This is a genomic window from Guptibacillus sedimenti, assembly GCF_028610665.1.
GTDB classification, from domain to species: Bacteria; Bacillota; Bacilli; order Bacillales; family Guptibacillaceae; genus Guptibacillus; species Guptibacillus sedimenti.
Genome location: NZ_JAQQWV010000002.1, coordinates 192,120 through 205,930 on the forward strand (window position 1 = coordinate 192,120; position 13,811 = coordinate 205,930).

Annotated in this window: 15 protein-coding genes and 1 riboswitch; of the genes, 9 read left to right on the forward strand and 6 right to left on the reverse strand. The window is 41.2% G+C overall.

Annotation, left to right across the window (positions count from 1 at the left end; translation table 11 throughout):
- Positions 1–31 precede the first annotated feature (31 nt).
- A complete protein-coding gene (locus tag PQ578_RS09215) occupies positions 32–991 on the reverse strand; it encodes a sodium:calcium antiporter (protein WP_273833733.1) in 960 nt (319 codons plus the stop codon).
- 288 nt (positions 992–1,279) lie between these two features.
- Entirely contained in the window at positions 1,280–2,854 is a 1,575-nt protein-coding gene (locus PQ578_RS09220; protein ID WP_273833736.1) for a catalase, read from the reverse strand.
- 163 nt (positions 2,855–3,017) lie between these two features.
- On the opposite strand from PQ578_RS09220, the gene PQ578_RS09225 reads away from it, so the two are divergent.
- From PQ578_RS09225 to PQ578_RS09235, 3 genes are read left to right on the forward strand one after another with little or no spacing between them, the layout of a single operon-like run.
- Positions 3,018–3,284, forward strand: coding sequence for a hypothetical protein (locus PQ578_RS09225; protein WP_273833738.1), 267 nt, complete (start codon positions 3,018–3,020; stop codon positions 3,282–3,284).
- Positions 3,285–3,303: 19 nt separating this feature from the next.
- Positions 3,304–3,489, forward strand: a complete 186-nt coding sequence (locus tag PQ578_RS09230; RefSeq protein ID WP_273833740.1) for a hypothetical protein — start codon at positions 3,304–3,306, stop codon at positions 3,487–3,489.
- Positions 3,486–3,731, forward strand: a complete 246-nt coding sequence (locus PQ578_RS09235; RefSeq protein WP_273833742.1) for a hypothetical protein — start codon at positions 3,486–3,488, stop codon at positions 3,729–3,731. Before PQ578_RS09230 ends, PQ578_RS09235 begins: the two co-directional genes overlap by 4 nt.
- A gap of 63 nt (positions 3,732–3,794) precedes the next feature.
- Here PQ578_RS09235 and PQ578_RS09240 read toward each other — a convergent pair whose 3' ends face one another.
- The gene (locus tag PQ578_RS09240; protein ID WP_273833761.1) at positions 3,795–4,667 is read right to left on the reverse strand and encodes a LysR family transcriptional regulator; all 873 of its coding nucleotides are present in this window, start codon (positions 4,665–4,667) and stop codon (positions 3,795–3,797) included.
- A 141-nt stretch (positions 4,668–4,808) separates the two neighbouring features.
- Here PQ578_RS09240 and PQ578_RS09245 point away from each other — a divergent pair, with 141 nt between their 5' ends.
- A complete protein-coding gene (locus PQ578_RS09245; protein ID WP_273833763.1) occupies positions 4,809–5,348 on the forward strand; it encodes a flavodoxin family protein in 540 nt (179 codons plus the stop codon).
- A 45-nt stretch (positions 5,349–5,393) separates the two neighbouring features.
- On the opposite strand, the gene PQ578_RS09250 is transcribed toward PQ578_RS09245, so the two are convergent.
- Complete coding sequence (locus PQ578_RS09250; RefSeq protein ID WP_273833765.1) at positions 5,394–5,822, reverse strand: hypothetical protein; 429 nt, start codon at positions 5,820–5,822, stop codon at positions 5,394–5,396.
- 254 nt (positions 5,823–6,076) lie between these two features.
- Between PQ578_RS09250 and PQ578_RS09255 the strand changes: the two genes are divergently transcribed.
- On the forward strand, positions 6,077–7,111 hold the full coding sequence (locus PQ578_RS09255) for an alpha/beta hydrolase family protein (protein WP_273833767.1): 1,035 nt from the start codon (positions 6,077–6,079) through the stop codon (positions 7,109–7,111).
- 40 nt (positions 7,112–7,151) lie between these two features.
- Here PQ578_RS09255 and PQ578_RS09260 read toward each other — a convergent pair whose 3' ends face one another.
- On the reverse strand, positions 7,152–8,444 hold the full coding sequence (locus PQ578_RS09260) for an NCS2 family permease (RefSeq protein ID WP_098442610.1): 1,293 nt from the start codon (positions 8,442–8,444) through the stop codon (positions 7,152–7,154).
- Positions 8,445–8,512: 68 nt separating this feature from the next.
- Positions 8,513–8,613: riboswitch (purine riboswitch) on the reverse strand.
- 202 nt (positions 8,614–8,815) lie between these two features.
- Here PQ578_RS09260 and PQ578_RS09265 point away from each other — a divergent pair.
- Positions 8,816–8,986 (forward strand): aspartyl-phosphate phosphatase Spo0E family protein, encoded by a 171-nt coding sequence (locus PQ578_RS09265; protein ID WP_160920425.1) that lies wholly within the window; start codon positions 8,816–8,818, stop codon positions 8,984–8,986.
- 65 nt (positions 8,987–9,051) lie between these two features.
- Here PQ578_RS09265 and glnA read toward each other — a convergent pair whose 3' ends face one another.
- Positions 9,052–10,374: a type I glutamate--ammonia ligase gene (gene glnA, locus PQ578_RS09270; RefSeq protein ID WP_273833771.1), complete on the reverse strand. Its 1,323-nt coding sequence runs from the start codon at positions 10,372–10,374 to the stop codon at positions 9,052–9,054.
- A 329-nt stretch (positions 10,375–10,703) separates the two neighbouring features.
- Here glnA and PQ578_RS09275 point away from each other — a divergent pair, with 329 nt between their 5' ends.
- The 3 genes from PQ578_RS09275 (at position 10,704) to PQ578_RS09285 (ending at position 13,801) form a co-directional block, all read left to right on the forward strand.
- Positions 10,704–11,651, forward strand: a complete 948-nt coding sequence (locus PQ578_RS09275; RefSeq protein WP_273833773.1) for an iron-hydroxamate ABC transporter substrate-binding protein — start codon at positions 10,704–10,706, stop codon at positions 11,649–11,651.
- Positions 11,652–11,714: 63 nt separating this feature from the next.
- Positions 11,715–12,767, forward strand: a complete 1,053-nt coding sequence (locus tag PQ578_RS09280; protein WP_273833776.1) for a FecCD family ABC transporter permease — start codon at positions 11,715–11,717, stop codon at positions 12,765–12,767.
- Positions 12,767–13,801: a FecCD family ABC transporter permease gene (locus PQ578_RS09285; RefSeq protein ID WP_273833778.1), complete on the forward strand. Its 1,035-nt coding sequence runs from the start codon at positions 12,767–12,769 to the stop codon at positions 13,799–13,801. The genes PQ578_RS09280 and PQ578_RS09285 overlap by 1 nt, the downstream gene beginning before the upstream one ends.
- Positions 13,802–13,811: the final 10 nt, after the last annotated feature.

Consider the following 13,811-nt stretch of genomic DNA (forward strand, 5'->3'; position numbering starts at 1 on the left):
TGCTGACATCGTGTCAGCACGCTTTCCTTTTTTAGAATAAAACATATGAAACAACGACATAGAGCAGAGCCATGACAAGCGATGGGGCAGCATAGCGCCATGAACTACGCACAGTTGATGGGCGAAGGAGCAAGTACATAATCACAATCTTCATCAACAGTCCGAGACATGCGATAAAGATATGGGACATATCAACCGCAGCAAGGATAGGGCCATCTCGATAAAGCAAATCCGTGAGGGCAAGAAGTTGAATGTTGAATAAGTTACTACCAAGTATCGAACCAATTGCCATATTATAGTTTGCTAGTTTAAAAGCTGCGAGCACTGTTACGAGCTCTGGTAAAGATGTCGAGGCAGCGATGAGAAAACTACCTACAAAGCTTGCATTCATACCCGTTGCTTCAGCTAAGCGATCTCCTGCAATGGAAAGAATACTACCTGACACGAAAACAATTAAAGCCGCAACAATAAAACCAATTACAGCCGTACGTAGCGAGATATCTTTCGTAGGAATGTCTTCTTGTTCACCGTCGTCCCCGGAGATGTACTTCATCGAGAGAACATATAGGAAAACAATGACGATCATCTCAATGCCAATACCAAAGATGGAAATGGAGCCTGGTATTAATAGCGAAACAATTAATATGACGAGAAAAAGAAGACCGACGAGAGCGGAAGGTACGTTTGCCTTCGTGTTTACCTTTTGAAATAATCTCCGTCTTCTGTAAATCAAGTCAACAACTGCTAGAATTAACAGGTTAAAGACGTTACTTCCAAGCATATTTCCAACCGCAATATCAGGGTTATCAATATAAACGGCTGTTAGACTCGTTGTTAATTCAGGTAAAGATGTTGCCCCTGCAATAAGGAATGTCCCGACAACAGCTCCACTTAAAGATGACTTCTTACTAATTACATCACCGAACTGATTCAGGTAAATAGCGGCACCGACAACGACGGCTGCTGCAAGAAGAAAGATTAATATAATCATGTGTAACTCCTCTCCGCCAGCGCATACAAAAAAACCCTGGCACAACAAAATTGTACCAAGGTCTTGCGTACTAAAATCTTAGCCCGATGAACCAGGTATAAAAATACCGTATTGATGACTCATCAGCCGTTACCGGTCGCTACTCCCCTTGTTAAATTAACTATAGCTCGGTTTAGTTTTAAAGTCAATTAAAAGGGCATTGGAAAATGATTGAACAATAGGAGCTATCGCTTCCAAAAACGAAGTGAATTGTCTAAAAAAACTTGTGAAACAGGTTTGTTAAATTCATTAATAAGGATCAGAAGGATGACTTCTTTCCTCGGCATTCTGAACAGCTTCATCCATCTTCTCTTCGGTAGAAGTAGAGAATGATTTCAGCCCTTCCGCGACACGCTTCCCATAATCCTTATCACATTCCGTTAACATCGAAATCATTCGTTCCTGAATTTCTTCTCGACAATCTCCTAATGCAATGACAAGATTTGAGATCAAATCATCTCGTTCCCAATCCTTCATCCTTCGATAGGTTTCACCCGCTTGTCCAAAGTTGTTTTCTCTTGATATCTTATTTCGTTGTAGCTTTCCTTCGACGTATGGTTCATATTCTTTTCCCGGATTGACCGCTTCTTTTAGTCCACCAATTAAGGAAGGCTCATAATTGACATGAGGATTTTGATGTTCTGCATAGTCTTGCCGAAAATCCATTTGTCCCGCACTTTCATTAGTTGCAACGTGTTTTGCTGGTTTATTAATAGGTAACTGTAGGTAGTTTGAGCCGACGCGATATCTCTGTGTATCGGAATACGAATACGTTCGTCCTTGAAGCAGTTTATCATCAGAGAAATCTAGCCCATCAACAAGAACGCCTGTACCAAATGCCGCCTGTTCCACTTCAGCAAAATAGTTTTCTGGGTTTCTATTTAAAACCATTTTTCCTACTTTGTGCCACGGAACGTCTTCTTTGTACCAGAGTTTTGTAGGGTCTAGTGGGTCAAAGTCTAATTCGGGATGTTCCCCATCTTCCATAATCTGAACGTAAAGTTCCCATTCAGGGAAATCTCCATTTTCAATTGCTTCATACAGATCCTGTGTCGCATGGTTAAAGTTCGTAGATTGAATCTGATCCGCTTCTTCTTGAGTAAGGTTGCGAATTCCCTGGACAGGCTCCCAGTGATACTTCACTAGGACAGCTTTACCTTCTTTGTTGACCCATTTGTAGGCGTGAACACCAGATCCTTGCATATGTCGAAAGTTGGCAGGAATCCCCCATGGTGAGAATAGAAAAGTTACCATCTGCATCGATTCAGGCGTTTGACAGAGGAAATCAAACATCCGCTCCATATCTTGCCTATTTGTCACAGGATCTGGTTTAAAGGAATGTACCATATCCGGGAACTTAAGCGGATCGCGTATAAAGAAGATTTTTAAGTTATTCCCTACTAAATCCCAGTTTCCGTCTTCTGTATAAAACTTTACCGCGAATCCTCTTGGATCACGCAGTGTTTCAGGAGAATGAGTCCCGTGAACGACGGTGGAGAACCGGACGAATACAGGCGTTTGTTTGCCAACTTCAGTGAATACCTTTGCCCGTGTATAGTTTGATATCGGTTCATCTCCTACTTTTCCATACGATTCAAAATAACCGTGAGCACCTGCGCCTCGTGCATGTACAACGCGTTCAGGCGTACGTTCACGGTCAAAGTGACTAATTTTTTCTAGGAAATCATAGTTTTCAAGCGTTGTCGGACCTCGGTTTCCAACTGTTCTCACATTTTGATTATCCGTGACAGGGTGACCCTGGCGATTGGTTAATGTTTCATCCGCTTCGTGTTTTTCATTTTGTTGGTTTGGATCTTTCTTCATGGCAAATCCTCCTTCTCTATATCGTTCAAATTATCCCCAAAAAAATCGTCCTTATACTGTTTGTATAGTTAAATTTTGGTTATGGGTTTGCACGGAAATGAAACCCTAGCGTCTGTTTAATCGTAAAGAAAGAAAGCGGTTTACGATGAAAGGAGTAAATGAAATGCTTGAGATCATCTTAACGATTGTGTTTGCGATCGTTTTTATAATTGGGATCTATGTACAGGTGACAAGAAGAAAACGAGCTGGGTTAACCGGGGTGAAATCAGCTATTGCACCCATTTGTTTTATGGTTAGTGCGGCTCTTAATCCATTGGGGTACTGGTTCGGTTTCCTTGGTTTAATTAGTTTATTAGGTTCGATGCTGTTTCTATTTCTGGGGGCCTATTATTTGAAAGAGATGCAAGCACCAGGTGAAAAAGTTTCGTGAGGAGAGGGGGATCGTCCGAATGAAAGCACTATTCGTAAAACTGTTGCTCATTGTTTTCACTACTATTACTATGATCACGATCTATTATGAGAATCAGAGCGCGGTTGGAATTGACATTGGCGTGATCGCCTCAATGAGTGTTGGAGGAATGTTCGTGTTCCTAGGAGCTCAACTGAACAAATATAAGGGAGAGCAAAAAGGATGAAGTACATAAAAGTTATAATATTGTCGGTAGCGATTATGGCGACAATTAGTATTGTTTGGTTAGGCTTTGCAGGTGGTCATGAAGCTTTGCTTCGAGTATGTATTAGTATTGCTGTCTTTACCTCACTTTGTTTTGTTTATATCAAAGAAAAAAAGGTTAAGAAAAGGATCACGCTATTCTTTTTGGGACTTAGTCTTATTTCAATAACGGTAGGGATTGTCCAGTTAGTTATCAATGGATAGTGTTGTGAAAAGGAAAATAAAAAAACATCTTCAAAGAGAAGATGTTTTGCGTTAAAGAGAGAATCATTTGCGATCGATTAATGACATAAATTGTTTTAGTGGCTCTGAAATCCATTTCCGCTCCTGATAGACAAGTTGTATATACATGCCCGGTTGGTGAAATGGAACAATGGCCAATCGACCACGTTGAATATCTTGTTCAACGGCAATACGAGGAAGGAGCGCAATGCCAAGGCCATCGGCTACACATTGCTTGATCGCTTCTAGACTACTGAATGAGATAACAGACTTTACTTGAATGCTTTCATTCTTAAGCATTTGTTCGAAAAGCACACGATAGGAGCAGCCTTCTTCCGTTAGAATCAACGTTTCCTTTTCTAAATCTTTGAGCTCCAACTTAGTAAGCGTTGTGAATGGATGGTTTGGCGAAGAAATTAGCACCATTTCTTCTTCACGGAGGGGAATTACTTTTAAGTCGGGGTGGCTTTGTAACCGATCCAATAAAATTGTCACATCATATGTGCCGTCAATTGTACCACCGATTAAATTTCGACACTGTCCTGATTCCAAAAGGATCCGTAATTCGGGATGCTTTTCTTTAAGTTTTTTAATATAAGGGGTGATGTAATAAGCAGCGACAGTTTCACCTGTTCCGATCCGAATCGTTCCTTTTAAGTTCGTATCTTTCCGAAGCTGTGCCTCCGCTTCATCTAATAGCTTAACGATATCAAACACATAAGCATGCAGCTGCTCCCCAGGTTGCGTTAATCTCATTTTTCTTCCAACTCGCTCAAATAGCTTCACTTGATAATGTTCTTCTAGCTTTTTAATCTGAGCGGTAACGCTAGACTGGGCGTAACCAAGTTCTTCAGCCGTTTGTGTATAGCTTCCTGATTTGGCGACTTCATGAAATGTGTATAAATAACTTACATCCATTCGATACCTCCATCAAAAATTTCGATCGTTAGTATCAAATATTATAGATAACATTGATGAGTCGTGCAATGATATACTGCCACTATCTGAAAATCATTAAGAAGTAGGCGAGAGTGGAAGCTTATATAAAGGAGATGGACTATGAAGATTTTAGCTTTGTTAGGAAGTACACGAAAAGATGGAAATTCACAATATTTAACTGAAACGATCCTTGAAGGGACGGACCACACCGTCGTCTCTCTTGCAGATAAACAAATTAATGCGATTATTGATGAGCGGCATTCTGAAGCTGGTTTTTCACCAGTTGAGGATGATTATGAAGAGTTGCTTGATCTTCTGTTATCCCATGATGTTATCATCTTTTCAACACCCCTCTATTGGTATGGCATGAGTGGGCCGATGAAGAATTTCTTTGATCGCTGGTCACAATACCTTCGTGATGAGAAGTTGAATTTAAAAGAAGAGCTCATTAAGAAAAAGGCATATGTAGTTGTAACAGGTGGAAGCAGTGCAAAAGTAAAAGCTCTTCCTTTGATTCAACAATTCAGCTATATTTTTGAATTTGTGAACATGGAGTTTGTGGATTATGTGATTGGTACGGGCGTTAAACCAGGTGAGGTGAGGGATGACAGGCTAGCATTAGAAAAAGCAAAGCAATGGCGAAACGAATTTAAGCGTTAGGATACAAAAAGGACGATACCAAATTGGTTTCGTCCTTTTTTCATGTTACGGTGCGTTTTGAAACTGTTGATCGATCTCTCGCAATTGATCATAGGATTCTTTTAAATCGTCAGGAATCAACCTCCGCCCTTGTTCCCAGGCGTTTTCTTCTATTTCTGCGAGAAGTTCCTGCTGAACTTCTTCATCTTCATACATTAAGATGCGAAGGTCGTGCCGGTGTTTCTTAAAATCTAAATAGTACCCAATTTCGTGATACAGAAGGATCAAAGCGATGTTTTCTTCGGTTTCTTTTAGCTTAAAGTTCACTTTTGCTTGATAGCCGTTCATTTGTAAGTAATTAAACTTAATCGTATTGGTCGATACATTATAGCTCATTGGCGCGGCTAGCTCGTTGTTAAACTCATAGTTAATCGATAGCTGATGCTCTTCTAGCGTGTCTTTAATGATTTTTTCAACGTCCCATATATATAACATGTTTTTTATCACAGTCCTTTTAATGTCTTCAATCGAATCTTGCGCTGATTCTTTGGGAGATTCAACCCTTTATTTTAAAGGATTCATCTTGAAACGGCTACCGTTCTGGCAAGATCGTTACGAGATTTACCCGCTAAACTTCAATTCTTTCACCTAACATACATCATTTTCACACATTTATCCCATATTTTTGTGAAATTTATTCGTTATTGTATGAATTGAGGCGTTTGAATTGTTAGAAAGGGTGAAAGTTGATGAGAAAGAATGTAACACTATCGTTATTCGTTACTTCTTTGCTGGTTCTTGGGGCATGCCAAAATTCAGCACCAGAAAACGAATCAGGTACAGCTGAGAGTGAACATGAGGCAAGCTTTTCTTTGGGCAAAATGAATGATTTCTACATTGGCGAAACGCTAAATGATCAGTCTCTTATCCATTCCTTTATTCCAGAAAATACGGATAAGTCACCGGTTATTATGGTGCCAGGTCTCGGGTTAGGCGCTTCAATTTATGAAAGCACGCCAGATAATCGGAATGGCTGGGCCTATGATTTTGTAGCTGCTGGCTATCCAGTTTATACAGTGGATACATCTGATCTTGCAAGTGCAGGTATTTCCGAAGAAGAAGCGAAAGCAACATTGTCAAAATGGGATTCGGAATCGATTTGGTCTCGATGGGGATTAGGTTCTGGGCCAGGTGAGGCTTATGCGGATGGTCAATTTCCTGCTGAGCAATTTGACCAATTTTATTCCTCCATTCCAATGCAAATCAAACTAGCTAGTAATGATTCTTTAAGAAAAGCTACTGGAAAAACTGGCAGTAGATCGGGAAGTGGGGATGAGACAGGGAAGAGTAGCGGAGGAAACAGTCAAGAAGTTGAAAATATGATTCAGCTTTTAGAAGAAACGGGTCCTTCGATTCTTCTTGTTCATTCTATGGGCGGTGAAATTGGTTATGAGGTCGCTCGTCAACGTCCTGAACTTGTCAAAGGACTTGTTGCGATTGAACCGGTTGGTTCGCCTACAGATGAATCTGAAGTAAAGTATACTTATGAAGACATTCCATACCTCGGTGTCTATGGCGATTATCTTGAATCAAGGAATCAGGTATCTCGTCTTGAAGCTGTGCAGACAACCTCTAACATCATTGAGGATAACGGAGGCACGTCAGACGTTATTGAGTTAACTGAAGAAGGAATGACTGGAAATTCACATCTCATGATGATGGATCAAAATAGTGATGTGATTGCAGGGAAAATCACCGACTGGCTTGATTCAGCAATTCAGTAAGAAAAAAGAGACTTTCCGATTGGAAAGTCCCTAGTCTGTATTAAAGAAAGATGAAATAAAGAATAAATAAGCCTCCGAGCGTATACATAATCGGGTGAACTTGCTTCCATTCTTTTTTTGCAATCATCGCAAAAGGATAAAGAATAAAGCCAAGTGCAATTCCTGTCGCAACGCTGAACGTAAGAGGCATCATAATGATTGTAACAAAAGCTGGAATAACCACTTCCAATCTGCTCCAATCAATCTGCTTTACCTCAGTTGCCATAAGTGCCCCGACGATGATGAGGGCTGGAGCGGTTACTTCAGGTGTTATGACGCCAAGTATAGGCGAGAAGAACAGCGCAATGAAGAAACAGGCTGAGATAACGACAGATGTAAACCCAGTTCGGCCACCAACTGCAACCCCGGCAGAAGACTCTACGAAAGATGCAGTTGTTGACGTACCAAAGATCGCACCGACAACTCCTGACGTTGAGTCCGCAAGTAGGGCGCGTCCTGCATTCGGAATTTGATTGTCTTTCATAAGACCAGCTTGACTTGCAACGGCAATAAGAGCGCCTGCCGTGTCGAAGAAAGCAACGAATAAGAACGTAAAAATAACGGCTAGAATTTCAGGTGTGAAAATATCTCCTAAATGCTGAAAGACAACGCCAAATGTTGGCTCAAGGCTCGGTACCTGTCCAACCACTGAAGTAGGAACTTGCACAAGGCCAATGATCATACCAATGATCGTTGTAATCACAATCCCATAAAAGATACCACCGCGAATACCGCGAATTAGCATCATCAGCGTAATAATAAATCCAAAAGCTGCTAACGCGGTTGTAGGTGTTGTCAGCTGCCCAATTGAAATAAAGGTGGCTTCATTCCCAACGACAATCCCTGCATTTTTAAGACCAACAAAAGCAATAAAAAAGCCGATTCCAGCTGCAATGGCATGCTTAAGGTCTTTTGGAATCACGTTAATAATTTTCTCGCGGATTTTCAGTAAGCTCAGAATCATAAAGATAATCCCGGCAATAAAGACGCCTGTAAGAGCTATTTCCCAATCAATTCCCATTCCAATAACAACGGAGAAGGTGAAGAAAGAGTTAAGCCCCATACTTGGTGCGATACCTACAGGGAAGTTAGCAAGAATACCAATAAGCAATGAGCCAACGATCGCGGATAGAGCGGTGGCAGTAAAGAGCGCTCCTTTATCAATGCCGGCTTCACTTAAGATAATCGGATTAACAACTAATATATAAGCCATGGATAAAAAGGTTGTTATCCCGGCTAACGTTTCTTTTCGATAATTCGTTTCCCGTTCTGTGAACTGGAAAAAGTTTTTCATGGTAGACCCTCCTGATTCAAATAAAAAAACTCTGGCCAGAAACCAGAGCATCATCACAAGGAAATATGAAAAACTTCATAATTCCTTGTAGACAAGCCATTCTCGGTAGCTGGTAGAAACGTTCAGGCCCTATTCCTGAACTTATACAAGGTTTAGTCATATGATAAATTTATAACGAGAATCATAACAATGAAGGAAAGACGGGTCAATCGTTTTCGTTAATGTTTCAGTATTCATTGTTTTCTAATTTGCATTACAAATATAAAAATAAATAGGGAAATGTTAAAAATTATGTAATTTGTAAGAATACAAAACATTGAAGCCTATTATATGGTAATGTAAATATAAGACAAATATAGAGGGAGAGCGCTATGTTGCTGCAGAATCTAGAAAACGAAATTCAGACGTTGCGAATGGTGCTTTATGATCTAGGACAAGAAGTAGATGACTACTCAAGCGGGAAAATTCTCCTTTTGAGTAAACGATTAGACGAGAAAATTATTCAGTATCAGAAGCTGAAAAAATACAAGTGCCATCATTAATAAACTTTCCAGAAAACGCGAAAAGGAGCACCCTCTACTATGAGGATGCTCCTTTTTGTATTGTTCTATTTATTCATGTAGCGATCAACTTCCCATTGGCTTACCATTAGGGAATATTCAATCCATTCCTTTTCTTTTTCTTCGATATACACTTTAGAAGTATGGTCACCTAGAGCTTCCATAACAACTTTATCTTCACGAAGTGACTTGATTGCTTCCTTCAAGTTTGTTGGAAGTGTTGGTACATCATCTGTGTCTACTTCATAAAGGTTACGTGTTTCTGGCGCACCAGCATCAAGATCGTGACGAATTCCTTCAAGACCTGCATGAATAACGGCAGCAAGCGTTAGGTAAGGGTTAGCTGTTGGATCCGGGTTACGAATTTCAAAGCGAGTACCCATTCCACGCGTTGTTGGAACGCGAATCATACAGCTTCGGTTAGAGTGAGACCATGCCACACTGACAGGTGCTTCATAACCAGGTACAAGACGCTTATAAGAGTTTACGTTCGGGTTCGTAATGGCTGCTAGACCATTTGCATGTGAAAGGATACCAGCCATAAACTGTTTCATTGTTTTGGAAATGCCTTCTGGATCGTTTTCATCGAAAAACGCGCTCTCGCCATCAGTGAATAGAGAAAGGTGACAGTGCATACCAGAGCCATTTTCACCAGCGATTGGCTTCGGCATAAATGTCGCATGGTAATCGTGGCTTGTCGCAACATCTTTTACAACGTTTTTGAACGTTTGAATGTTGTCAGCCGCTTTAATGACGCTATCGAAACGGAAGTTAATTTCATGTTGTCCTTGTGCTACTTCGTGGTGAGAAGCTTCCATTTCAAAACCGAATTTCTTAAGCGTACGAACGATATCACGACGTACTTGATCACCTTTATCTTTAGGTGAAGCATCGAAATAACCTGCGCGGTCATTCATCTTACGAATTGGATAACCGTCTTTATCTAGCTTGAAAAGGAAGAATTCTGGTTCTGGACCAACGTTAACGGTATAGCCCATATCCTCTGCTTCCTTCATCGCTCTTTTCAAAATGAAGCGTGGGTCACCTTCGAATGGTTCACCGTCTGGAGTATGAATGTCGCAAATAAAGCGAGCGATACAATCCTGATCAACAGCGTCCGGTAGGACTTTGAATGTTTCAAGGTCAGGGAAGAGGTACATATCACTTTCCTGTATATCAGAGAAACCAGCAATGGAAGAGCTGTCAAACATTGCTTCGTTGTTCATCACACTTTCCAACTCTTCTATTGGAAGTTCAACGTTCTTTGTTTCACCAAGCATGTCCGTAAATTCAAGACGAATAAATTCGACTTTCTTTTCTTTTGCTTCCTTCATGATGTCCTGTTGAATACTATTCTTTGTTAATGTCATGGATTAAATAACCTCACCTTTAATTTTTTTGTTAGTGTTCATTTTAATGATATTTACAGATAATTGTGTTTTTATGTAAGGAATCCTAACATAAAAGTTAAACACGAGTTGATGACTTGAATATGTGTGTATTAATAACCTTAGTGAGAGTGGAATAAACCACTTTTTCACATGAAACTTTTTCTAAAAAGATTTGAAAACGCTAACAAAACCGTAGGAATAGCGTTTTAAGCAATCGGAAATTCATGATATGAGATAGACAAGAAGGTAGGAAGGTGCTATCATTCTAAATGATAATGAATCTCAATATCACTTAGGGGGTACATACAATGAAAGTTATGAACAAGAGGATTACTCTTATTCTGATGTTAATGCTCGTTCTTATACTTGCTGCTTGCGGTAATGAGAACGAAAAGAGTGAAGGCAGCGAAGAGATGAAAACCTTCACCTTACCAGATGGACAGGAGTTTGATATACCTAAGAATCCAGAGCGTATCGTAGCAACGGATTATGTTGGTTATTTCCTGGCGCTTGGGATTACGCCAGTAGGTGCACCAGATCAATTTGTTCTTGATAATCCTTATTTTACTGAAGAACAGATCGCAGATATTGATGATATCGGCACGCCACCTTCAGTAGAGAAAGTTACGTCATTGGATCCAGACTTGATTGTGGTAACGGATCAAGAACAATATGATTTGCTGTCAAAAATTGCGCCAACTGTGCTTATGCCGTTTGGAACATATGATTCTCTAGATGAAGAAGTAACCGCAATGGGTGAAATTGCAGGAAAAGAAGAAGCTGCGGCAGAGTGGATCAAGCAATTTGATGAAAAAGCAGAAGCTGCCCGTGAAGAATTGAACGGTGTTATCGGTGAAGATGAGACAGTAGGGATTTACGAAGTTCAAACAAAAGATTTCTATGTGTTCGGAGATAACTTTGGACGCGGTGGTCAGGTCATCTATGATGCGCTTGAGTTAAAAGCTCCTGAGAAGATTCAACAGGATGTGATCGAAGGCGACAATTGGAAAAAGATCTCACTTGAAGTATTACCTGAATACGCGGCAGACCACATGTTTTATACCGAGTATGCTGCTCAGGATAATCAAGATGTGCTAAAAGAAACGAAAGAAAGTGCGCTTTGGCAAAATCTAGACGCTGTGAAGAACGGTCATCTCTATGAAATGAATTTTGAAGATATGTATTATTATGACCCAATCGCTGTTGAAGGTCAGCTCGACTTAATCGTCAACACGTTAAAAGAAAATAATAAATAAATAAGAAGTCCTGGTGCCAGGCACCGGGACTATTTTTCAATACATAAAGCAAGGAGTCATCCTATGTCAAAGAAAGCTGAACCGACGGCAAAACCAATAGAAAATCAGCTCGCTGTTCAATCGCGACCTGTCACAGCGATGCTCATTCTTGTTGCAGGTAGTGCTGCCCTCGTCTTGAGCCTGGGACTATCGGTCGCACTTGGAGCGGCAGATATTAAGTTGATGACAGTTTGGCAAGCGATTTTTCAATTTGATGCCACTTCAACCGAACATTCCATCATTCGTGAGTTTCGAATGCCTCGCTCAGTTGCCGACATCTTAATTGGCGCAAGTTTTGCAGTAGCTGGAGCGATCATGCAGGGAGTGACTCGAAATCCTCTTGCAGACTCGGGGTTACTTGGTTTAAATGCTGGGGCAACCTTGATGATTGCGCTTAGTTTTGCCTTTTTCCCGGTTCTTTCCTATACGAACCTGATGTTATTTTCTTTCATTGGAGCTGGAATCGGGGCTGCACTTGTATTCGGTATCGGTTCTCTCTCTCGAAATGGATTATCGCCGATGCGTCTAGTCCTCGCAGGGGCCGCGGTAAGTGCACTTTTCACCGCGGTCAGTGAAGGCGTTGCCATACATTTTCAACTCTCACAAAATCTTGCTTTTTGGTTTGCAGGAGGCACAGCTGGTTTGAAATGGCCGCAAATTCAAATTTTATTGCCGTGGATCGTGATTGCGCTTATTGTGGCACTGTTTCTTTCGAAGTCTATTTCGCTACTCAGTCTTGGGGAAGATGTAGCTGTAGGTCTTGGTCAGCGGACAAAATGGATTAAAGCACTTGCTGCAGTTGTTGTACTTGTACTGGCGGGAGCTGCCGTATCAGCAGTTGGTCCAATTGGGTTTGTGGGTCTTGTGATTCCTCATATTGCGAGGTTTCTTGTCGGTGTGGATTACAGGTGGATTGTTCCATGCTCAGCGGTTCTAGGAGGACTATTTATGATTGTTGCTGACATGGGAGCAAGGCTGATTAATGCCCCATATGAAACGCCGATTGGGGCGATTTTCGCTCTTGTCGGTGTCCCTTTCTTTCTATACGTAGCGAGACGTGAAGGGAGGGAGTTGTGATGAATATCGACTCTTTATTTCATGTACAGCGGAAAAGAAACCGCAGGCGCTATGTGATGATGGGCATTTTTCTTTTTCTCATCATTGCGACCTTTTTTATTAGCTTAAATACAGGTTTAACGAAATTAAGTCCTAGCGAGGTCGTGAAAACGTTGTTTGGCAGTGGTACAGAGAAGCAGTCGTTAATCTTATTTGAATTTCGCTTGCCTCGAATCGTTATTGCCATTCTTGTTGGCGCAGGGCTAGCGGTATCTGGCTGTATCCTTCAAGGGATTTCACGTAATGCTCTTGCGGATCCGGGTATACTCGGAATCAATAGTGGGGCCGCTTTAATGGTTGTTCTATTTATCTCCTTTTTCCCGAAAACGACGGATGCCCCTATTCTTCTTATGCCGTTCCTAGCGTTAATTGGCGGGTGTGTCACGGCAATCGTCATTTATGCGCTTTCGTACAGCAAAAGAGAAGGGTTAATGCCTCAGCGATTGATATTAAATGGGATTGCGGTCGCTGCCGGGATTAGTGCTCTTATCACCATCTTAACGCTTCGAATGGATCCGTTCGACTATCAGTTTATCGCTGTTTGGCTTGCGGGAAAGATCTGGGGGACAACGTGGGTTCATGTGCTCACGTTACTGCCATGGATCTTCGTTTTATTTGCATTGATCTTCTATAAAGCAAGAACGCTAGATGGATTGAATTTTGGGGAGAAACTCGCGACCGGAATGGGTGTGAAAGTAGAAAAAGAGCGTTTCTTACTTCTTGGCGCTTCGGTCGCACTTGCATCCGCTTGTGTGTCTGTAAGCGGAGGAATTGGTTTCGTTGGTCTTGTTGGTCCACATCTTGCACGACAGTTAGTCGGAAATGATCACAGATTCCTTTTGCCATTATCAGCTCTCGCAGGTGGACTTGTGCTTTTAGTAGCGGATACGATTGGTCGAACGATTCTAGCACCATCTGAAATTCATGCTGGTATTATGGTAGCAATTATCGGAGCACCGTACTTTTTATATTTACTTGCTAGAGCAAAAGCTTAGGAGGCGAATG